15 protein-coding genes are annotated in these 21247 nt (G+C 72.9%); 11 read left to right on the plus strand and 4 right to left on the minus strand.

Going from position 1 to position 21247, the window contains the following annotated elements:
- The first annotated feature begins 464 nt into the window (after positions 1-464).
- A complete protein-coding gene (locus tag KM933_RS06410; protein WP_260333170.1) occupies positions 465-1877 on the plus strand; it encodes a DUF4153 domain-containing protein in 1413 nt (470 codons plus the stop codon).
- Between the two features lie 141 nt (positions 1878-2018).
- Here KM933_RS06410 and KM933_RS06415 read toward each other — a convergent pair whose 3' ends face one another.
- Positions 2019-3566, minus strand: a complete 1548-nt coding sequence (locus KM933_RS06415) for an MFS transporter (protein ID WP_221349047.1) — start codon at positions 3564-3566, stop codon at positions 2019-2021.
- Positions 3567-3823: 257 nt separating this feature from the next.
- Between KM933_RS06415 and KM933_RS06420 the strand changes: the two genes are divergently transcribed.
- The 3 genes from KM933_RS06420 to KM933_RS06430 all read left to right on the plus strand — a co-directional run bounded on the left by KM933_RS06420 (position 3824) and on the right by KM933_RS06430 (position 6079).
- On the plus strand, positions 3824-4447 hold the full coding sequence (locus tag KM933_RS06420) for a TetR/AcrR family transcriptional regulator (RefSeq protein WP_221349049.1): 624 nt from the start codon (positions 3824-3826) through the stop codon (positions 4445-4447).
- A 232-nt stretch (positions 4448-4679) separates the two neighbouring features.
- A complete protein-coding gene (gene rnhB, locus KM933_RS06425; RefSeq protein ID WP_221349051.1) occupies positions 4680-5381 on the plus strand; it encodes a ribonuclease HII in 702 nt (233 codons plus the stop codon).
- 68 nt (positions 5382-5449) lie between these two features.
- Positions 5450-6079: a hypothetical protein gene (locus tag KM933_RS06430; RefSeq protein ID WP_221349053.1), complete on the plus strand. Its 630-nt coding sequence runs from the start codon at positions 5450-5452 to the stop codon at positions 6077-6079.
- Positions 6080-6392: 313 nt separating this feature from the next.
- Here the strand turns inward: KM933_RS06430 and KM933_RS06435 are convergent, their stop codons facing one another.
- Together KM933_RS06435 and KM933_RS06440 are read right to left on the minus strand one after the other, a co-directional pair.
- Complete coding sequence (locus tag KM933_RS06435) at positions 6393-7019, minus strand: hypothetical protein (protein WP_221349055.1); 627 nt, start codon at positions 7017-7019, stop codon at positions 6393-6395.
- A 221-nt stretch (positions 7020-7240) separates the two neighbouring features.
- On the minus strand, positions 7241-9403 hold the full coding sequence (locus KM933_RS06440) for a RecQ family ATP-dependent DNA helicase (protein WP_221349057.1): 2163 nt from the start codon (positions 9401-9403) through the stop codon (positions 7241-7243).
- A 131-nt stretch (positions 9404-9534) separates the two neighbouring features.
- Here KM933_RS06440 and KM933_RS06445 point away from each other — a divergent pair, with 131 nt between their 5' ends.
- The 7 genes from KM933_RS06445 to KM933_RS06475 all read left to right on the plus strand — a co-directional run bounded on the left by KM933_RS06445 (position 9535) and on the right by KM933_RS06475 (position 20553).
- Entirely contained in the window at positions 9535-11169 is a 1635-nt protein-coding gene (locus KM933_RS06445; RefSeq protein ID WP_221349059.1) for a DUF4192 domain-containing protein, read from the plus strand.
- A 405-nt stretch (positions 11170-11574) separates the two neighbouring features.
- On the plus strand, positions 11575-13521 hold the full coding sequence (locus KM933_RS06450) for a glycogen debranching N-terminal domain-containing protein (RefSeq protein ID WP_308013275.1): 1947 nt from the start codon (positions 11575-11577) through the stop codon (positions 13519-13521).
- Positions 13522-13644: 123 nt separating this feature from the next.
- On the plus strand, positions 13645-14403 hold the full coding sequence (locus tag KM933_RS06455; protein WP_221349062.1) for an NUDIX hydrolase: 759 nt from the start codon (positions 13645-13647) through the stop codon (positions 14401-14403).
- Between the two features lie 130 nt (positions 14404-14533).
- Positions 14534-16408, plus strand: coding sequence for an ATP-binding cassette domain-containing protein (locus tag KM933_RS06460; RefSeq protein ID WP_221349064.1), 1875 nt, complete (start codon positions 14534-14536; stop codon positions 16406-16408).
- A gap of 187 nt (positions 16409-16595) precedes the next feature.
- The gene (locus KM933_RS06465; protein ID WP_221349066.1) at positions 16596-17483 is read left to right on the plus strand and encodes a FadR/GntR family transcriptional regulator; all 888 of its coding nucleotides are present in this window, start codon (positions 16596-16598) and stop codon (positions 17481-17483) included.
- 507 nt (positions 17484-17990) lie between these two features.
- Positions 17991-19532: an RNA polymerase sigma factor gene (locus KM933_RS06470; RefSeq protein WP_308013276.1), complete on the plus strand. Its 1542-nt coding sequence runs from the start codon at positions 17991-17993 to the stop codon at positions 19530-19532.
- 193 nt (positions 19533-19725) lie between these two features.
- The gene (locus tag KM933_RS06475; protein ID WP_221349070.1) at positions 19726-20553 is read left to right on the plus strand and encodes a S1 family serine peptidase; all 828 of its coding nucleotides are present in this window, start codon (positions 19726-19728) and stop codon (positions 20551-20553) included.
- 165 nt (positions 20554-20718) lie between these two features.
- On the opposite strand, the gene KM933_RS06480 is transcribed toward KM933_RS06475, so the two are convergent.
- The gene (locus tag KM933_RS06480) at positions 20719-20949 is read right to left on the minus strand and encodes a DUF7455 domain-containing protein (RefSeq protein ID WP_221349072.1); all 231 of its coding nucleotides are present in this window, start codon (positions 20947-20949) and stop codon (positions 20719-20721) included.
- Positions 20950-21247 lie beyond the last annotated feature (298 nt).

Raw genomic sequence — 21247 nt, forward strand, 5'->3', positions numbered from 1 at the left:
GGTGTGCCCCGGTTAACCTTTCCGCCACGCCGCTCGTTGATCATTTCGGGCCGGCGCCGACGAGGAACCGGCTCCCGGGCTTTCCGCGGCCCCGCGCTGTGTGCCGCCCGGACCGGTCGGGAGGGGGTCCCGTGTCCGACGAACCGTCCGAGACCGAGCCGAGGGCACCGGAGGGAGCCGTTCCGGCAGCCCGCCCGGGCGACGGGGGCACGACGCGCTCGCGCGCGGACGGGAGCCGGACCGGAGGCAGGATCCCGGCCGGAGACGGGAGTCCGGCCGGAGGAGGGATCCCGGCCGGAGAAGGCAGAGAGGGTCGCGCCGCTGTCGGCGGGAGGGAGAGCGAGGGGGAGGACGAAGGGGACGGCGGGGGCGCGGGTCGGCAGGGTCCCGCCGTCGAGTCCTGGTTCGCCGACGTCCGGGCCAGGACCCCGGCGCCCGTCCGTACCGGGACCCTCTGGGCCGCCCTGGCCACCGGCCTGCTCAGCATGTTCCTGCTCGGGGACGGTCTGGCGCTCAACCTCCTGCTGGTCGCGGTCCCGATCACGCTCGGCGCGTACTTCGCGGCCGGCCGGGCGGGCCGGCGCCCACGGCCCTGGACGCTGGTGTGGGGAACCGGGGCGCTCGCCCTGCTGATCGTTCCGGCGCTGCGCGACGCCGGGTGGCCGTCGTCCCTGGCCGTCGTCGCGGCCCTGGCGGTGGGCTCGCTCGCGCTGCACGGCGGCCGCACCTGGACCGGAATGCTGTTCGGCCCGATCGGCCTCTACGCCTCGCTGGTCACCGGTCCGGGCTGGGGCTGGCGGGGCCTGCGCGAGCGCTCCGGCGGCGCCCGCGGCACCATGGGCCCGCTGCTGCGTGCGAGCGCGGTGGCCGTGGTCCTGCTGGTGGTCTTCGGCGCCCTGTTCGCCGGGGCGGACGCGGCCTTCGCGGACCTCCTCGCGAGCCTCGTGCCGGACGCGTCCGTCTCCGGCGGTCCCTGGCAGGCCGTCCTGTTCGCGCTGGGCGTGGTCGGCGCTCTCGCGGCGGCGCACACGGCGGCGGCGCCCGTCCAGTGGGACCGCGTCGAGGTGCCCCCGGGCCGTGCCCGCGGCCGCGTCGAGTGGGCGCTGCCCCTGGTCGTACTGGCGGCGCTCTTCGCGGCCTTCAACGCCGTCCAGCTGGCCGTCCTGTTCGGCGGGTACGACGCCGTACTGGAGAAGACCGGACAGACGTACTCCGCTTACGCCCGCCAGGGTTTCTGGCAGCTGCTCCTCGTCACGCTCCTCACCCTGCTGGTCGTCGTCCTCGCCCTGCGCTGGGCCCCGCGGGACGGCGCGCGCGACCGGACGCTGGTACGCGCCGTCCTCGGCACCCTCTGCGCCCTCACCCTCGTCGTCGTGGCCTCCGCGGTGCGGCGCATGGACATGTACGTGGAGGCGTACGGACTGACGCGGCTGAGGATCTCCGTGGTGACCGCCGAGCTCTGGCTCGGGCTGGTCATCGTGCTGATCATGGCGGCCGGCGTCCTGGGCGCCCGCTGGCTGCCGCGCGCGGTGACGGCCAGTGCCGCCGGAGCGGTGCTCGTTTTCGGGATCATGTCGCCGGACGCCCTGATCGCCGAGCGCAACGTCCAGCGGTACGAGAGGACGGGGAACTTCGACCTCGCCTACGCGCGCGGACTGTCCGCCGACGCCGTGCCGGCCCTCGACGGGCTCGACGAGCCGCTGCGGTCCTGCGCGCTCACGCACCTGGCGCGGGACCTGGAGGAACACGTCGACCCCTGGTACGCCACGAGCTGGGGCGAGGCGCGCGCCCGGGACGTCCTCGACGGACGGGGTCTGTCCCCCGAGGCCGACTGGCGCGTGTGCGACCGGCTGGACCTGGAGCTGGCGTACCGCTGACGGGAGCGGGCGTGCCTCACCGGCGCGTACGGACCGGGGTGGGACCACCCGTCTTCGGGGCGGGTGGCGCCACCCCGGTCCGTGACCGTGACCGTGGCCGGTCCGTGGCGGTGACCATGGTCGGTCCGCGGCGGTGACCGTTCAGCCCGCGGCGGGCCCCGCCGCGCCCGACAGCGCCTCCAGGTCGCTCTTGCGGACCCTGATCACCAGGGCGGCGACGGCCAGAGCCAGTACGGCCATCGCGACGGCCGGGACGAAGGAGCTGGAAATGCCCTGGGAAAGGACCTCGTGACTCCAGGGCGCGGGCAGTTCGTGCGTCCTGGCGAACTCCGCCTTCTGCCCGGGCGAGGCGGTGGCCATGAAGTCCGCGACCTGTTTCTCCCCCTCCTCGCGGTTCGCCGTGCCGAAGACCGTGGTCAGGATGGCGAGGCCGAGCGAACCGCCCACCTGCTGCGTGACGTTGAGCAGACCCGACGCGGCGCCCGCCTCGTGCACGGCGACCCCGGAGACCGCGGTCAGGGTCAGCGTCACGAAGTTCAGTCCCATGCCGAAGCCGAACAGCAGCATCGGACCGAGCACACCGCCGAGGTACGAACTCCCCGGGTCGATCAGCGTCAGCCAGCCGAGCCCGACCACCACCAGGGACGACCCGGCCACCATGAACGGCTTCGGGCCCAGCACCGGCAGGAACCGCTGGGACAGGCCCGCGCCGACGCCGATCGCGACCGTCACGGGGAGGAAGGCCAGGCCCGCCTCGATCGGCGTGTACCGCAGCACGTTCTGCACGAAGAGGACGATGAAGAAGAACATGCCGAACATCGCCGCGGCCAGGCACAGCATGATCACGTACGTGCCCGAGCGATTGCGGTCGGCGAACATCCGCAGCGGTGTGATCGGTTCCCTGGCCCGCGACTCGACCAGCGCGAACGCCGCCAGCAGGACGACCGCGGTGCCGAAGGAGGCGAGGGTGAGGCTGTCCCGCCAGCCGTCCTCCGCCGCCCGGATGAAGCCGTAGACGAGCGAGGTCATACCGAGCGTCGAGGTCAGTGCGCCCGTGATGTCGAAGCGCCCCGGATGCTGCTCGGACTCGCTGATGTAGAGCGGTGTGACGACGGCGATCAGCACACCGATGGGTACGTTGACGAAGAGCACCCAGCGCCAGTCGAGCCACTCGGTGAGCATGCCGCCGGCCAGCAGGCCGATCGCGCCGCCGCCGGCCGAGACCGCGGCGAAGACGCCGAACGCCCTGTTGCGCTCGGGCCCCTCCGGGAACGTGGTGGTGATCAGCGCCAGCGAGGTCGGGGAGGCTATCGCCCCGCCCACCCCTTGCAGGGCCCGTGCCGCCAGCAGTTGCCAGGGCTCCTGGGCGAAACCGCCGAGGAGCGAGGCGAGGGTGAAGAGCAGGATGCCGGCCATGAAGACCCGGCGCCGGCCGAGGATGTCACCGGCCCGGCCACCGAGCAGCAGCAGACCGCCGAAAGTGAGTGTGTAGGCGCTGACCACCCAGGTGAGGTCGGTGGTGGAGAACTTGAGCGCGCCTTGAATGTGCGGAAGCGCGATGTTCACAATTGTCGCATCGAGTACCACCATGAGTTGGCAGGCCGCGATGACGGTGAGCGCGATGCCGGGATGCCCCTCCCGGCGAGCCGCTCCGGGCTTCTGGTCTTTGGTCGACGGAGAGGTTGTCACTATCGAGTCCCCCACGAGTGCGTTAGTGAACGCTCGCGTTCACTGTCGCGTCAAAGGTAGTGAGTCCCCGAGAGTGGACGCAAGCGTTCACTGAAGTTGCCGCCGCCCTGCGTCCCCTTATCGCTCTACCGCTCTACCGCTCTACCGCTCACGGACATCCGCTCCGTCCGGCGCCCGCGCGCGGGACGCCGGTCCGCCCGTCCGGCATGCGCGTGCGAACGCGCCTGCCCCTTGCTCGCTCATACGGAGACAGGCCCATGGTTACTTCGAGTTGGACGGCTGCCCCCGCTCAGGCGGCCTCCCCGCGCAGACGCGGTGCCGTACTCGAACGTGCGATCCTCGACGCCGCACTGGAACAGCTCAGCACGGTCGGCTGGAACGGCCTCACGATGGAGGGCGTCGCCGCCGGCGCCCAGACCGGCAAGGCCGCGGTCTACCGCCGCTGGTCGTCGAAGGAGGAGCTCGTCGCGGACGCGCTCCGCGCGGGACTGCCGTCGCCGGAGGACGTGCCCGACCTGGGCAGCGTGCGGGACGACCTGCTGGAGCTGTGCCGGCAGGCACGCAGGACGATGTATTCGCGCCCCGGGTTCGCGCTGCGCTCGGTCATTCACGAATGTGACGCGGCCCAGGCGCGGCGCTTCCAGGAGGTAATCCTGGCGGGAGTCGTGGAGCCGACCGTCCGGCTGCTCGGGGAGGTCGTCGCGCGGGGGATCCGGCGTGGTGAAGTGCGACCGGACGCGGCCAACTCCTATGTCTTCGACGTGATCCCGGCCATGATGATGTACCGCTCGAAGGTGTGCGCGAGCGAATGGAGCGAGCAGGACCTCGAGGAGATGATCGACCGGCTCATGGTCCCCCTGCTGCGCCCGGAAGGCACCTGACGGCCTTCGGTCCGGCCGGGTCGGCGGCCCTCGGTCCGGCGGCCCTCGGTCCGGCGGGGTCGGCTGTCCTGGTCCGGCGAGGCCGGTGGCCTTTGGGCCGGCGGGGCCGGCGGTCCGGCGGTCTTCGGGTGGGTGCGGTCGGCGCCCGGGTGCCGGCGCGGACGGGCCCTGCGGGACGCTCCGGAGAACCGGGTGTCGCACGAGGTTCCGGGCGGCGTAGGCTGAGGGTGCCATGCCGTACGAACCCCCCACCCACACCGTCGAGCGCTCCCTGCGCGCCACGACCGGAGCCAAGGTCGTCGCCGGTGTCGACGAGGTGGGCCGCGGTGCCTGGGCCGGTCCGGTCACCGTCTGCGCGGCGGTCACGGGCCTGCGGCGCCCGCCCGAAGGCCTCACCGACTCCAAGCTCCTCGGCGTCAAGAAGCGCACGGCGCTCGCCGGGACACTGGCCGAGTGGGTGACCTCGCACGCCCTGGGGCATGCTTCCCCCGAGGAGATCGACCAGTTGGGGATGACGGCCGCGCTGCGGCTGGCCGCCTGCCGCGCCCTCGAAGCGCTGCCGGTACGCCCCGACGCGGTCATCCTCGACGGGAAACACGACTACCTCGGCGCTCCGTGGCAGGTCCGCACGGTGATCAAGGGTGACCAGTCGTGCGTCGCGGTCGCCGCGGCCTCGGTGATCGCGAAGGTCCAGCGCGACAAAATGATGGCCGAACTGGGTGTCTACCATGCAGACTTCGGTTTTGCGGCCAACGCCGGGTATCCGTCACCCGTGCACCGGGCCGCGCTGGAGATGCGGGGCCCCACCCCGCACCACCGGCTGTCGTGGGCGTATCTTGATGCGCTGCCCCAGTGGCGGCACCTCAAGAAGGTCCGCAGTTGGGCGGACGGAAGCGTTCCGAAGATCGAAGGGCAACTCGGCTTCGACTTCTGACAGCCCCGTTCGCACTCATGTGCCACCCGCCTGCGCGTGTCGCACCGACGTTTGATAAAAATCAGCCCATGCCTCTCATTCCCGAGGAGCCTCAGATTCACGAGAGTGCCCAGGGTCCCCGTGTCAGCCCGGCCAGCGGCCGGACCACGCCGACCCCCCGCCCCGTACCCGGCCCCCGCCCCGCGGCTCCGTCGCGTCCAGGCCGTCCGGGTCCTGTCCGGCCGATGCCGCCCGTGCAACGCACACCGCGCGACACGGCCGTGGCCAAGCCGGCGCCTTCCGAGCCGGCGGCCCCCGCCGCTGCCCCGGTTCCGCAGATCCAGTTGATCCCGGCCTCGGCCGAGGGCGCGCTGGACGCCGCCGAGGAAGCGGTCGACCTGCTCCTTGACTCGGGCGGGGCCCCCGGTGAGGTGCTGGTGGTCACCACCGGTGAACCGCACCCGTGGGCCGCGCACGAGCTCACCTTCGGCGAGGCCGCGTACTGGGCCCAGCACGACGCGGGGGACGACGTGTTCTACGCCGACGCCTCCGCCCTCGGTCGTGCCGCGTCCCGGCCCGTGGTCGTCGTCGCCGTCAACGGCGGCGCCAGCGCCACTGCCGCCACCGCCCTGCCGCTGGCTCTCCGCCGGGCCGGCACCCTGCTGATCGTCTGCGGGGACCCGCAGCAGATCAACTCGGTGCTGGGCGCGGGGGTCTGAGCATCTCCGTACGTGTCTGAGGGCCCCTCACTTCCGGGGGCCCCGACGACCGGCCGGACTGCCGCCGAGGCGGCAGTCGCTCGCAGCACGGGACAAGCACGGAGGACGGTCCGACGTGTGCCGGTAGACGTGTGCCGGTACGGGAACGTACCGGCGCCGCGCCGGTGCCGGCATGCGCGCGGTTGCGGCGCGGTGAGGTGAGCCCGTGGACCGGGACGCCGCCCTCCGGTGAGGCGGGACACCGGGACACCCGGAAGAGCCGTGCCGGCAGCCGCCGACAGCCACCGTGGTCGTCGGTCCAGCGGTCGCGGGCTCAGCGGGCGGCCGCCCGGCGCAGCACCTCGGAGGCGGCACCACCCGTGCGCGACTGGACGGTCTCGGCCGCCGCGAGCGACTCCAGGGACTCCGGCGGCGAGTCCGTGTGGGGACGACGCCCTCCACGCCCCTCGCCCAGCACCTGCCAGCCGTCACGCGTCAGCGTGATGTACGCCCCGCAACGCAGACCGTGCAGCGTGCAGGCGTCCCGCAGCCCCCACATCCACGCTCCGTCCTCCTCCGTCCACCGCGCGTCGCCCTCACGGCAGTACAGCAGTACGGCCGTACGCACCGGTGTACGGCGTCGCAGATCGTGCGGGATGATCCGGCGCAGCTGGGCGAGCAGCGCGTTGCGGAACACCCAGCCGTCCGCCGGAGCCTGCCGCCGGGTGAAGGAGGCGCTCGCGCTGAGTCGTTCGTCGGGGTCGAGCACCGCCACGATCGCGGTCGCGGGTCCGGGCCGGTGCCGGGAGTGCAGTCCGCTGACGACCTCCCGGGGATTGCGCAGAAGCGGAATCCCCGCAGCGGCCCATTCGGCGGGTTCGAGCATCCGGGCCAGTGGATTGGCGGAAGTGGCGGACGTCGAAAGCGACGCCGCCGGGGACGGAGCGAATCCGAAGGTCACGGTCCTCCCTTCGGCTACGCGCCCATACTGCGGGCGAGGGTCGGACTGGGGGAGCGCGCCGCGGTACAGCCCGAACGGGCGGCCTCGGGAGGCCACGCGGAGCGCCAGGTCAATTCTTCCTGGCGAACTTCGTCGCGGCAACGAGCAATCGGAGCGACCGGCCGTTATCTGGTGATCCGCCGTTTATATCCCTGCCCGATATCATCACCGCGCCGCGAGAATCACCCTTGCACGGCGAGGACCAGCGGCAACACCCCCTGCGCACCGGCCCGCCGGAGCAGGCGCGCGGCCACCGCGAGCGTCCAGCCGGTATCGGTCGAGTCGTCCACGAGCAGGACGGGTCCTTCGGCCCCGGCGAACGCCGCGCCGAGGCCGGGCGGCACCACCAGCGCACCGTCGAGGGCCTTCAGCCGCTGTGCGCTGTTGCTCCTGGAGACCTGTGCGGTGTCGACACCGGGTGCGTACGCGAGGGAGCCCAGCAGGGGCAGCCGGCCGACCTCGGCGATCCGCGCGCCCAGCGACTGGACCAGGTGCGGCCGGCGCTGCGACGCCATGGTGACGACGCCGACCGGGCGGGGCGGGGCGTCGGATCCGCCCGAGGCCCAGCCGCCCGGGCCTTTCGCCCAGTCGGCCAGGACGCCGACCACTGCCTGCGCCACATCGTCCGGAACGGGCCCGTCCGGGGCCTGCGGACCGAGCATGGGCCGCAGCCGGTTGCCCCAGCCGATGTCCGAGAGTCTTCCCAGGGCCCGTCCGGTCGCCGCCTGCTCGCCGGCCGGGATGCGCCCCTTCAGGTCGACGCCCACGGCGGGCAGACCGGTGGGCCACATCTTCCGGGGCTCCACCTCGACACCCGCGCGGCCGAGTTCTCCGCGCGCCGAGTCCAGGGCTGACGGGGACACGGCGCCGGAGAACCGCGGCTCGGTGCACGTGTCGCAACGGCCGCACGGGGCGGCCCCCTCGTCGTCCAGCTGCCGGCGCAGGAACTCCATGCGGCAGCCGGTCGTCGTCACGTAGTCACGCATGGCCTGTTGCTCGGTCGCGCGCTGCTTGGCGACCCAGGCGTAGCGCTCGGTGTCGTACGTCCACGGATTGCCCGTGGAGAGCCAGCCGCCCTTCACGCGCTGCACGGCACCGTCCACGTCCAGAACCTTGAGCATCGTCTCCAGCCGCGACCGGCGCAGCTCCACCAGTGGTTCGAGCGCGGGGAGGGAGAGCGGGCGGCCGGCCTGGCCGAGAACGTCCAGGGTGCGCCTGACCTGCTCCTCCGGCGGAAAGGCGATCGATGCGAAGTACTGCCAGATCGCCTGGTCCTCCTTGCCCGGCAGGAGCAGCACCTCGGCATGCTCCACCCCGCGGCCCGCACGCCCCACCTGCTGGTAGTAGGCGATGGGCGAGGACGGCGAGCCCAGGTGCACCACGAAGCCCAGGTCGGGTTTGTCGAAGCCCATGCCCAGGGCCGAGGTGGCCACGAGGGCCTTGACCCGGTTGGCGAGGAGGTCCTCCTCCGCCTGCTGGCGGTCGGCGTTCTCCGTCTTCCCCGTGTACGACGCCACCGTGTGCCCGCACTGCCGCAGGAACGCGGTGACCTCCTCGGCGGCGGCCACGGTGAGCGTGTAGATGATTCCGGAGCCCGGCAGCTCGTCCAGGTGCTCCGCGAGCCATGCCATCCGGTGGGCGGCGTCCGGCAGTTGCAGCACGCCGAGGCTCAGGCTCTCCCGGTCCAGCGGGCCGCGCAGGACGAGGGCGTCCGTACTGCCGCCGGTGCCCAGCTGCTCGGCGACGTCGGCGGTCACGCGGGCGTTGGCCGTGGCCGTGGTCGCCAGGACCGGGACACCCGGTGGGAGATCGGCGAGCATCGTGCGCAGGCGGCGGTAGTCCGGCCGGAAGTCGTGACCCCAGTCGGAGATGCAGTGGGCCTCGTCCACCACGAGGAGACCGGTCGCCGCGGCGAGCTCGGGCAGCACCTGGTCCCGGAAGTCCGGGTTGTTGAGCCGCTCCGGGCTCACCAGGAGGACGTCGACCTCACCCGCGGCCACCTCGTCCTGGACCGTGTCCCATTCCTCCGTGTTGGACGAGTTGATGGTCCGCGCCCGGATGCCGGCGCGCGCGGCCGCCTCGACCTGGTTGCGCATGAGAGCGAGGAGCGGGGAGACGATGACGGTGGGGCCGGCCCCACGCTCGCGCAGCAGTGCGGTCGCGACGAAGTACACCGCGGACTTGCCCCAGCCGGTGCGCTGCACGACCAGGGCTCTGCGCTTGTCGGCCACCAGGGCCTCGATGGCGCGCCACTGGTCCTCGCGCAGCCGGGCATCGCCTCCCGGCGCGCCGACGAGGCGGGCGAGGACGGTGTCGGCCGCGGTGCGCAGCTCTTCGTTGCTCATGGCTCCATGCAACCCGATGGGTCGGACATCGCGCGAATGCGATCGTCGCCTGTGGACAAATTTGACGTGCGCATGGTCGTAGTTGTCCACAGGGTCCAGCGGGATTCCCGGATTCGCGGGATGGTCACGGCATGACGAACCACAGCGAACCGGCCGGGAACCTCGGTGACGGTGACATCGGCGGACGCGACGCGACCGGCAGCCGGGACGGGGACGGGGGCGGGGAGGAGAGGCGGACCCGGCCGGGCGGTGCGAACCCCACCGGCCCGGCGCACGGACCGGCCGGCCCTCCGGGCATCGAGCGCCAGGTGACCCTGCGCACCCCGGCCGAACTGGCCGACGCCCTGCCGTACCTGCTCGGGTACCGCCCCGAGGACAGCATCGTGCTCGTCGCCCTCCACGACAGGGACGGGCGCGGGCGTTTCGGCGGACGGGCCCGGCTCGGTGTCCCGGGCCACCCGGACGACTGGCCGGCCGCGGCGCAGCAGCTGACGCACGGCCTGGTCAGGGGCAGTGAACGCAGGGGGACGCTGCCCGAGAGCATGGTCGCCTTCCTCTGCCAGGAGCCGAGGGAGGGGGAATCGGGCCGGGCCGTCATGGAACGGCTGCGCCCGCTCGCGCAACTGCTGCGCACGGCCTGCGGAGCGCTCGACGTCCCGGTGGTCGAGGCCCTGTGCATCTCGGAGGGCCGCTTCTGGTCGTACTGCTGTCCCAGCCGGGAGTGCTGCCCGCCGGACGGTACGTCCATGGGGCTGCCCGGCACCTCTGTGCTGGCCGCCGCCGCGACCTACGCCGGGCTCCAGGTGCGGGGCACCCTGCGGGAGCTGCGGGCGCGGCTCACTCCCTGGGAGACCGAGGCGGCACTGGAGCAGGAGTCCGCCCTGGACGCGGTGAGCGCGGCGCTGATCCCCCGGATCCTGGACGACGAGAGCCGCGCCGGTGTGGCGGCCCAGACCCTGGACCTGGCCCACCGGATCATCCGCCGGTTCGCCGAGGCCCCTGCGGCCCGCGGGTCCGGCACGCTCGGAGTGGATCTCCGGGACGACGAACTGCTGCGCCACGACGAGGCGGCCACGCTGATCCTCGGTCTGCAGGACCGGACGACCCGGGACCGGGCCGCGGAGTGGATGGAGGGGGACGAGGCAGGACCGGCCCTGCGCCTCTGGCGGTCCCTGGCCCGCCGCTGCGTCGGGTCGTACGGGGAGCACGCCGCGGCCCCGCTCACGCTCGCCGGATGGGTTGCCTGGTCCTGCGGCGACGAACTGGAGGCCCGCGAAGCCCTGGCCATGGCTCTGGGCGCGGATTCCGACTACCTCTTCGCCCGGCTGCTCCACCAGGCGTGCAACGAGGGCCTGGACCCGGAGTCGATCCGCCGCTGCCTCCGGGGGGAACGGGCGGAGCACGTCGAGGAGGAGGATGCCCTGCCGGCCCCACCGGCCCTGCCTGCCCCACCGACCCCACCGGCCCTGCCGGTACAGCCGGTCGACGCCGGACCGTCCGGAGCTGCTCCGGCGCGGTCCCCCCGGGCCCTCTCCCGCCGTCGGCGCAGGTCGCGGCCCGCGGAGGGCGCAGCCGACAGGCCCGCCTCCCGGGCGGCCGGTGCCGCGGGCGCACGCCGGCCCCGTTCCACGCCGTCCGGTTCCGGCGTCCCCGTGGCGGCGGCGGAGGGACAGGGCCGGGCGGGCGCCGGTACGAGCGGTACGGGCAGCGCGGATCGGCCCAGCCGGGGCGCCGGGCGGCCGCAGGGACCGAAGGACGGCGCCTGAAGAGGGCGGGCTCCGAGTCCGGCCGGTCCAACCGGTTCGATCGGCCGGCCGGTGAGCTTGCCCGGGCCAGGGCGTGACCCGGGCAGGGCCCACCCCGTTCACCGAGTGGTGCAGCCTCCGGCTGTCCCGTGCCGCCGCGTCGGCCTCGCCCGCCAAGGCACTCCGTCGCTGGGCACCGTCCATCGCCGAGCCCTCGTACACCGCCGAGTACCGACTCGGCACACGGAGCACGGAAGAAGCCGCCGTATGCCTCTGCCCATCCCGTCCTCCGGGCCTGCCGTTCCTGACAGCGACCCGCCCGCCCTCCGTGGGCCGGCCCAGCCCACCCCATGCCGCGCCGCCCCGGTCCCGGCTCCTGCTTCGGCCCCGGTCCCGCAGACAGCGCCGGCCGCGCGGTACGCCACGGTGAACCCGCCGGCGGCGCACACCGCACTGATCTGCGTCGCCCTGCCGGGGCTCGCCATCTCCCCGGAGCACGGGCAGCTGACCGGTCACGGACTGGAGGGCTTCTACCGTTCGGGCCGCCGTATGCTCTCCCGGTGCCGGCTCCGGGTGGCGGGACGGGAGCCGCTCGCCGTCCAGGGCCGGATGATCGCGGCCGACCGGGCACGTTTCGTGGCGACCCTCAGCCTGGTCGCCGACGGTGGGCCCGACCCGGACGTCCTGGTCGAACGGACGCGATCGGCGGACGGCACGGAGCGGATCACCCTGCGCAGCGCCGCCCGGCGTCCCCTGCGCCTCCCCGTCGAGCTGGCGCTCGGCACGGACCTGGCCGACCTGGGCGCGATCGCCGCGGGGAGGGCGGGGCCCGACCTGACGGCGAGCGTCCATGCCTTCGGCATGCGGTGGTCGTCGGCCGCCGGGCACTCCGCCATCACGGCCGACCCGCCGCCATCGGACACGCTGGCCTCCGCCGGACTGCTGCGCTGGGAGTTCGAGCTGCCGCCCGGCGGCAGCCGGAGCGTGGAGCTGAGAGTGGGTCCGGCCGGGGCGGGGCCCGTCCGGGCCGTCGCGCGCGCGGCCACGAGTCCGCTCGCCCCGGCACGGGCCACCGGTGACGACCCGCGGGCCGAGGCGTTGCTGCGCACGAGCATCGAGGACCTGCAGGCCCTCCTCCTGCGCGATCCCGTACGGCCGTCCGACACGTATCCGGCGGCCGGGGCGCCCTGGCGCTGCGGCATGGCACCGGCCGAGGCCCTCGCGGCCGCGCGCATGGCCCTGCCGCTGGGCACGCGCCTGGCCGCGGGCACCCTGCGTGCCCTCGCCCGCGCCCAGCTCGTCGGGGCGGGGCCGGGCTCCGGCCTGATCCCCGGCCCGCGACGGCAGGCCGGGGATCAGATGCCACCGAGCTGCACGGGACAGGAGGCGACCCTGCTGTTTCCGGTGGTCCTCGCGGAGGCCAGGCGCTGGGGGCTTTCCGAACCGGAGACGCAAGAGCTGCTGCCCGCGGCCGAGCGGTGTCTCCGGTGGCTGCGGACCGCTGTCGGCGAGGGTACGTACCTGGCGGACCCGCACCCGGGCGGGCCATGGCGCGGTGAGACCCAGGCGCACGCGCACCGGGCCGCTCTGCTGGGCGCGGACCTCCTCGACGCCTACGGCAGGGGAGGCGGCACCGAGCTGCGGGAGTGGGCGGGGGAGGTGAGAACCGCGTTCCGGAAGGATTTCTGGGTCGAGGGCGCCGGAGGCGGCAGACCGGCTGCGGCCCTCCTGCCAGGAGGGCGGCTCGTGCCGCAGCTCGGCGCCGGCAGCGTCCACCTCCTCGACACCGGACTGCTCGGTGCGGGCGCACCGGCCCCGGGACTGCTCGACAGGGTGCGGACGGAACAGCTCGCACGTCTGCTCGGCGGACCGGCCATGGACTCGGGATGGGGATTGCGCAGCCTCGGTGCGAGGGAGGCGGGCTACAACCCGTTCGGGCACCGGAGCGGGGCCGTGCGCGTGCGGGAGACGGCCGTCGCCGTGGCCGGACTGGCCGCCGCGGGCTTCGAGAAGGAGGCCGCCGCACTGCTGGGAGGCGTGCTGTCGGCAGCCGAGGCATTCGGCTACCGGCTGCCCGAGATGTACGCGGGGGAGCAGCGGGTGCGGGGCGGCGCCCCGGTGCCCCATCCGACGGCCTGCAGACCGGCGGCCACCGCCGCGGCCGCCGGCGTCCTCCTGCTCACCACCCTCGCCGGTATCCGCCCCGATGCCCCGGCGCGCACGGTGACGCTGCGTCCGGTCCGTTCGGCTCCCTTGGGCGAACTCGAACTGACCGGTCTGCGCATCGCGGGCGCCGCCTTCTCCGTACGCGTCAGCAGGCTCGGTCTCGCCCTGGTGGAGGAGGCAGCCGACGGACTGCAGCTGGGAGCCTGAGGCCCGCCCACTGGGGCGCGAGGTCCGTACGGGCGCGCGAGGACGGCCGACAGTGCTGGATCAGCCATGTGAGCGACCGGTGAAGGGAGTGTTTATCGTCAGGAAGACGACTATGATCGCGGCATGCCTTACGACCCGTCAGCCTTCGCGCCGTTCGCCGTCACCGTCGACCTGGTCGTGCTGACCGTGCGTCGCCACGCCCTGTGCGCGCTGGCGGTACGGAGGGGCGAGTCGCCGTTCCAGGGGCGGTGGGCGCTGCCCGGCGGATTCGTGCGCCCGGACGAGGACCTGTCCCAGGCCGCAGCGCGGGAGCTGATGGAGGAGACCGGCCTCCGTGCCCATGACCCGGACGCTCCCGCGCAGGTGAACGGGGCGCACCTGGAGCAGCTCGCGACCTACGGCGACCCCGGGCGCGACCCGCGGATGAGGGTCGTCAGCGTCGCCCATCTCGCCCTCGCGCCCGACCTGCCCGCGCCCAGGGCGGGCGGGGACGCGAACAGCGCACGGTGGGCTCCCGTCGAGGACCTGCTCCAGCAGGGTGGTTACGGCCGCGACGGGGAGCAGGCGGCGCCGCTCGCCTTCGACCACGCCCGGATCCTCGCGGACGGTGTGGAGCGCGCCCGATCCAAGATCGAGTACTCGTCGCTGGCCACCGCCTTCTGTCCGCCCGAGTTCACGGTCGGTGAACTGCGCCGGGTGTACGAGGCGGTGTGGGGCGTGGCACTCGACCCGCGCAACTTCCACCGCAAGGTGACCGGGACGCCGGGCTTCCTCGTTCCCACGGGCGGGACGACGACCCGGCAGGGCGGCCGCCCCGCCCAGCTCTTCCGCGCGGGTGGCGCCACCCTGCTCAACCCGCCGATGCTCCGTCCCGAGGTCTGACGCTCCCCGGGCTGCGGGCGGCCTCCGGGCCGGCGGTCCCCGAGCGGCCGGACCGGCACGGCGTCCGCTTGCAGTCCCAAGATGTCCGGAATGCCCGCAAAACGTCACAGGTGACGCTATCTTGCTTCGGGTGATCCAGGCCATCGGACTGACCAGCGACACCCGCAAGGAGCTTCCCCCCGCGGTCGACGACGTTTCCTTCGAGGCGCCCGCAGGCCGGGTCACGGCGCTCCTCGGCGCCCCCGGTGCGGGCAAGACGACCGCGCTCGGACTCATGCTCGAACTGCAACGGGGCCGCGGGATCACCTACTTCAGAGGCCGTCCCCTCCGCCACCACGCCCACCCCTCGCACGAGGTGGGCGTGGTGCTCGGTGAGGTGCCCGGGCACCCGGCGCGCACGGTCCGGGGGCACCTGCGCATGCTGTGCGCCGCGGTGGGCGTACCCGCGCAACGCGCCGACGACATCCTGGAGGCGGTGGGACTCGCCGCTCTCCGCGACGAGCCCCTGGGCACCCTCTCGCACGGCATGGACCGCCGTCTCGGCCTGGGCTGCGCCCTGCTGGCCGATCCGCACGCGCTGGTGCTCGACGACGCCACCGAGGGCCTGTGCACCCGCGAGGGCACCTGGCTGCACGGAGTTCTGCGCGCCCACGCCGCCGGGGGCGGCACCGTGCTGTTCACCACGGACGACCCCAAGGAGGCCGCGTGGGCCGCCGACCGGGTCGTCACCCTGGAGAAGGGCAGACTCGTCGCCGACCAGGAGGCCGCGGACTTCTCCCGCACCCGGCTCCGGCCGCGCGTCGCCGTCCGCAGCCCGTACGCGGCCCGGCTCGGTGCCCTGCTGGCCAAGGAGGCGCGCGCCGCCCGGCACTCCGTGGAAGTCGTACAGGAGGACGGCAACCGCCTTTCCGTGTACGGCAGCACCTGCGCCGAGGTGGGCGAGACCGCCTACCGGCACGGCATCCTCGTGCACCGACTCGCGGACGAGATCGGCGACATGGGGCCGACGCCCGCACAGGGGCCCCTCGCACGGGAGTCCTCCGCACCGGAGTCCCCCGTACGGGAGTCCCCCGTACGGGAGCCCTTCGTGCGGGAGGCCGGGGAGGCTTCTCCCGCGGCCGGTGCGCCCGCGCAGGCCGCGGAGACGCAGGAGATCCGGCCGGTCCGGCCGGACCGGCAGCCGTCCCTCGTGCGGGAGCCGTCCCTCCTCCCGCCGCCCATCACGGTCCGCCCCGGTGCCGGCCCCCTGCGTCCGCTGCGGTACGAACTGCGCCGCGCGGCCGGGGTCGGTGCCGGCCGGCTGACCGCGGCCGCCGTCCTTGTCGTCTCCGCCCTCCTCTCCGTGCTCCTGGCCAGGACGGGGCACACGCCCCAGCCGCGGTTGCTCGCCGCATGGCCGCGGGACCTCCCCCTGCCGCCCGCGGCGCTCGGCGCGGGGCTGCTGGGGGCTCTCGCCTTCGGCGACGAGTTCCGTCATCCCGCCCTGGCCGCGGACCGCGGTACCGTCCCGCGCCGGCTGGGGCTGCTGGCCGCCAAACTCGTGGTCGCCGCGGCCACCGGGCTGGCGCTGGCGCTCGTCGTGGTGGGTGTGAACGCGGAGCTGCTCCACCTCCTCTACGGGCGGGAGCTGACCGGAGTCCCCCCGGACTGGATCGCGCAAGGTGCGAGCTGGATCGGTCTCGTGGTCGGCTGCGCCTGGGCCGGTGTGCTCGCGGCGGGCGTCTTCCGGTCCACGACGGCCGGACTGGCGGCGGTCCTCGCCGTGCCGGTCCTCGTCGTGCCGGTCGTGCAGAAAGTTCTGGAAGGGCCGTCGACCCGGACGGCCGCCGGGTTCCCGGCCCGGCTGCGCGAGCTCGTGCTGGTGCGGTGGCCGTTCGGGGGCGAGCACCATCTGACCGCGGTGGCGGGAGTGATCGCCCAACCCGTCGGCAGTGCCCTGACGTTGTCGCTCACGGCCCTGCTCTGCGCCTATCTGTTCACGACTCTGCGGAGCAGGGTCCGGTGACGGTCCCCGACGGCCGCCCCCACGGCGGCCGCCCGCGCACGCGTGTTCCCCTCGTGCGCGCAACTCCGCGCAGAAAGCCCACTTCCTTCCGAAAAGGCGTCAATTGCGACGGTGTGAGCGATCACCCTTTCGTGTGCTTTTCACCAAAGACCTCAAGGGAGTTGGGGACGGCGCCGACAAAGGATCCGTGACTACCCTTGCGCACGCCATGATGACAGCCGCCCGTTCCGCAGATTCCGGCCTCGCCGGACCGGGCGATCTCGATCGCTACCCCTATGCGGAGACCCCTGGTCCGGACCGCCTCGGCGCTTCCGCGTGGGAGACCACGGACCCGGAGCTGGGGCGCGTGGGCCGACGCGCCGCCGGCAGCCGTGGCCGCGGCCTGCACGGCCAACTTGTCCAGCAACTCGGTCAGATGATCGTCTCCGGTGATCTGGGCGCCGACCGCCCCCTCGTGCCCGAGGAGATCGGCCAGCGCTTCGAGGTCTCCCGCACGGTCGTCCGTGAATCTCTCCGCGTCCTTGAGGCGAAAGGGCTGGTCAGCGCCCGCCCCAATGTCGGTACGCGCGTCCGTCCGGTCAGCGACTGGAACCTCCTGGACCCGGACATCATCGAGTGGCGCGCCTTCGGACCGCAGCGCGACAACCAGCGGCGTGAGCTGAGCGAGCTGCGCTGGACGATCGAGCCGCTGGCCGCCCGTCTCGCCGCCGGGCACGGTCGGCCGGAGGTCCAGCAGCGGCTGGCCGACATGGTCGAGATCATGGGGCACGCGCTGGGGCAGGGGGACGCCCTCACCTTCTCGCGGGCCGACGCGGAGTTCCACTCCCTGCTCATCCAGGTCGCCGGGAACCGCATGCTGGAGCACCTCTCCGGGATCGTGTCGGCCGCCCTGCAGGTCTCCGGCGGCCCCGTCACCGGCTGTGACCGGCCGAACGAGGCGTCCCTCGCCCACCACGCCCGCATCGCCGACACCCTGGCGGCGGGCGACGCCTCGGGCGCCGAGGCGGCCATGCGGCAACTGCTCACCGTCCACCCCGAGGTGGAGCGCGTCGTGCCCGCCCCGCGCGAGCACTGATCGCGTACAGCGGGTGGCGCGGTCGGGAGCAGGTGTCCCACGTGGCATCGCCGGGCCGGGGAACGGTCCGCCGCCGGGCTCCACCGGACTCCGCGAGGATCCGGCGGGGCCCGGCGGTGCGATGAGGCGCCGGAGGCATCGAAGCCATCGGAGCCATCGAAGACATCGAAGACATCAGAGCCATCAGAGCCATCGGAGCGATCGGAGGCACCGGGAGCCGTCAGAGGCACCGGAGTCATCGATTGACCGGCTCTGACCGCATCCGGCCGCTTTTGTATGCATAAAAGATGTGACTCGGGCCACGCAGATTGGGCGTAACGCTCTTCGGGACAGCGCGATGACCTAAGAGGTGACAGCCGAGTAGGGAATACGGGCGCCGCTCCAGGCGCTGTGACTCTCCCCGGCCCCCGCCCGCGCCGTCGGCCCATTCCAAAGCCGGCGGTCGTCGGCCCCGGTCCGCAGTGGACGGGGCCGGAAGCCGTTTTCCAACGTTCCGAGAGGTTGTTCGTGTCGGCCAGCACATCCCGTACGCTCCCGCCGGAGATCGCCGAGTCCGTCTCTGTCATGGCGCTCATTGAGCGGGGAAAGGCTGAGGGGCAGATCGCCGGCGACGACGTGCGTCGGGCCTTCGAAGCTGACCAGATTCCGGCCACTCAGTGGAAGAACGTACTGCGCAGCCTCAACCAGATCCTCGAGGAAGAGGGTGTGACGCTGATGGTCAGTGCCGCGGAGCCCAAGCGCACCCGGAAGAGCGTCGCAGCGAAGAGTCCCGCCAAGCGCACCGCCACCAAGACCGTCGCGGCGAAGACGGTGACGGCCAAGAAGACGGTCGCCACCGCCGCGCCGGTGATGCCCGACGCCGACGTTCCGGCCGAGGACGCCTCCGCCAGGAAGGCCCCGGCCAAGAAGGCGACGGCCAAGAAGACCGTCGCGAAGAAGGCCGTCGCCAAGAAGACGGTGGCGAAGAAGACCGCCGGCAAGAAGGACGACGCCGAGCTGGTCGAGGACGAGGCCGTCGAGGAGACCCCGGGCGCGGGCAAGGCCGGCGCCGAGGAGCCCACCGAGGACGGTGCCCAGGGCTTCGTGCTGTCCGACGAGGACGAGGACGACGCCCCGGCGCAGCAGGTCGCCGCCGCCGGTGCCACCGCCGACCCGGTCAAGGACTACCTCAAGCAGATCGGCAAGGTCCCGCTGCTCAACGCCGAGCAGGAGGTCGAGCTCGCCAAGCGCATCGAGGCCGGTCTGTTCGCCGAGGACAAGCTGGCGAACGCCGACAAGCTGGCGCCGAAGCTCAAGCGCGAGCTGGAGATCATCGCCGAGGACGGCCGCCGCGCCAAGAACCACCTCCTGGAGGCCAACCTCCGTCTGGTGGTCTCCCTGGCCAAGCGGTACACCGGCCGCGGCATGCTCTTCCTGGACCTGATCCAGGAGGGCAACCTCGGTCTGATCCGCGCGGTCGAGAAGTTCGACTACACCAAGGGCTACAAGTTCTCGACCTACGCCACGTGGTGGATCCGCCAGGCGATCACCCGCGCCATGGCCGACCAGGCCCGCACCATCCGTATCCCGGTGCACATGGTCGAGGTCATCAACAAGCTCGCGCGCGTGCAGCGCCAGATGCTCCAGGACCTGGGCCGCGAGCCCACCCCGGAGGAACTGGCCAAGGAACTCGACATGACCCCCGAGAAGGTCATCGAGGTCCAGAAGTACGGCCGTGAGCCGATCTCCCTCCACACCCCCCTGGGCGAGGACGGCGACAGCGAGTTCGGTGACCTCATCGAGGACTCCGAAGCGGTCGTCCCGGCCGACGCGGTCAGCTTCACGCTCCTCCAGGAGCAGCTGCACTCCGTCCTGGACACCCTCTCCGAGCGCGAGGCGGGCGTCGTCTCGATGCGCTTCGGTCTCACCGACGGTCAGCCGAAGACCCTCGACGAGATCGGCAAGGTGTACGGCGTGACGCGTGAGCGGATCCGCCAGATCGAGTCCAAGACGATGTCGAAGCTGCGCCACCCCTCGCGCTCGCAGGTCCTGCGCGACTACCTCGACTAGACCCCGGCCCTCCGCCGCGGTACGTCACCGGGGGCCCGGTTTCCCCCGTCGATCCGTCGACGGGGGAAACCGGGCCCCCGGGTCTGTGCTCTGTCCGTGTGCGCTTCGGTGCGCTTCGCCTGTACGGGGTGCGGAGTTCCGCCGTCTGGATCACTCTGGGTGTCTCACGAAAACCCCAGAGTGAGGAACGTGCATGCGTCGACCCTTCGCCCGAGCCCTGGCGCCGGCGGCCGCGGTGGCGGCCGCGGTGGCCGTGTCACCACTGGCCCGCCCGGTCCCCGCGACGGCCGACGTCGTCATCGGAGGCCATCCGGTCGAGATCTCCGAGACCCCCTGGGCGGTGGCCCTGTCCAGCCGTGACCGGTTCGGGCGTACGCGCGCGGGACAGTTCTGCGGGGGCGCGGTGATCGGGCGCTCCACCGTGCTGACCGCCGCCCACTGCCTGACCGAGGAGGCGCTGGGCGCACCGCCCCGGCAGGTCCGGGACCTGCGGGTCGTGGCGGGTCGCGGGGACCTGGGGACGGACGGGGGCAGGGAGATCGCCGTACGGGACGTCTGGATCAACCCCCGGCACGACCGCGGCACGAACGCCGGCGACTTCGCCGTGCTCACCCTCGCGAAACCGCTCGGCGTCGGCTCCGTCATCGGCATGGCCGGCCCCGGGGACGCCGCGTACGCACCCGGTACGGGCGCCGCGGTCTACGGCTGGGGCGACACCACGGGGAGCGGCGACTACGCGGACGCCCTGCGGGCGGCCCGTGTCGAGGTGCTGCCCGACGCCGTCTGCGCGGAGGCGTACCCCGGGAGCCCGGACGGTACGTACGTCCACGGCTCCATGCTGTGCGCGGGGGCGGCGGACGGCGGCCGGGACGCCTGCCAGGGCGACAGCGGAGGCCCCCTGGTCGCCCGGGGGCGGCTGATCGGTCTCGTGTCCTGGGGGAACGGCTGCGGGCGGGCCGGCAGCCCGGGGGTGTACACGCGGGTCTCGCAGGTCGTCACAGCACTCGGAACGGGCCGCTGAGGGCCGTTCGGCGCCCCCTCGGCGAGGTTCGCCCCCTCGGCGGGGCTCCCGGACGGTTCCGGGCGATGCCCGGACACGAACACGAGCGGCCGCCCCTGATGGATCCAGGGGCGGCCGCCCGGTCACCGGCCTGTGCCGGAGATGGCTCGTCGTCTGCGCGAAGTGTCAGTGCTCTTCGTCATTGGCGCTTGCCGGTGCGGCAGTCAGCCGCTCCGTCTCGTCCTGTATCTCAGCGGCGATCTTCTTGAGTTCCGGCTCGAACTTGCGTCCGTGGTGGGCGCAGAAGAGCAGTTCACCACCGCTGATGAGGACGACGCGCAGATATGCCTGGGCGCCGCAACGGTCGCAGCGGTCAGCGGCCGTCAGCGGGCTCGCGGGGGTCAGAACAGTAGTCACGTCGCCTCTTCTCTAGCTCGACGAGCTGTCGTACCAGGGTCAACATCCAACCAGGCCGAAAACGTTCCCGCTTGTGGCTCTTCCTCGAAAAAACTTTCCGAGTCGGCTGTCTGCTGCCGGTTGGCGGCGAATGAGCCGTATTGCGTGTCTTTGTGTCTTACGGGTTTCGCGCTTCGTCAGGTTCAGTCCTCCGGCTGGCTTGCCGGTTGTTCTTGAGGACGTGCCCGGAGCCTAAATGGTTCATGCCTGGAAGGGAACGTGATGTGTACTTCACTCCCACGACGGATCGAACAGGCAT

Source organism: Streptomyces beigongshangae (genome assembly GCF_019710745.1).
Taxonomy (GTDB): Bacteria; Actinomycetota; Actinomycetes; order Streptomycetales; family Streptomycetaceae; genus Streptomyces; species Streptomyces beigongshangae.

What these genes read in the sequence shown, in the direction of transcription:
- KM933_RS06440 (WP_221349057.1), bottom strand. Translation starts at nt 9,403, where the DNA reads ATGAGCAACGAAGAGCTGCGCACCGCGGCCGACACCGTCCTCGCCCGC.
- KM933_RS06455 (WP_221349062.1), top strand. Translation starts at nt 13,645, where the DNA reads ATGCCTTACGACCCGTCAGCCTTCGCGCCGTTCGCCGTCACCGTCGAC.
- KM933_RS06475 (WP_221349070.1), top strand. Translation starts at nt 19,726, where the DNA reads ATGCGTCGACCCTTCGCCCGAGCCCTGGCGCCGGCGGCCGCGGTGGCG.
- rnhB (WP_221349051.1), top strand. Translation starts at nt 4,680, where the DNA reads ATGCCGTACGAACCCCCCACCCACACCGTCGAGCGCTCCCTGCGCGCC.
- KM933_RS06445 (WP_221349059.1), top strand. Translation starts at nt 9,535, where the DNA reads ATGACGAACCACAGCGAACCGGCCGGGAACCTCGGTGACGGTGACATC.
- KM933_RS06420 (WP_221349049.1), top strand. Translation starts at nt 3,824, where the DNA reads ATGGTTACTTCGAGTTGGACGGCTGCCCCCGCTCAGGCGGCCTCCCCG.
- KM933_RS06430 (WP_221349053.1), top strand. Translation starts at nt 5,450, where the DNA reads ATGCCTCTCATTCCCGAGGAGCCTCAGATTCACGAGAGTGCCCAGGGT.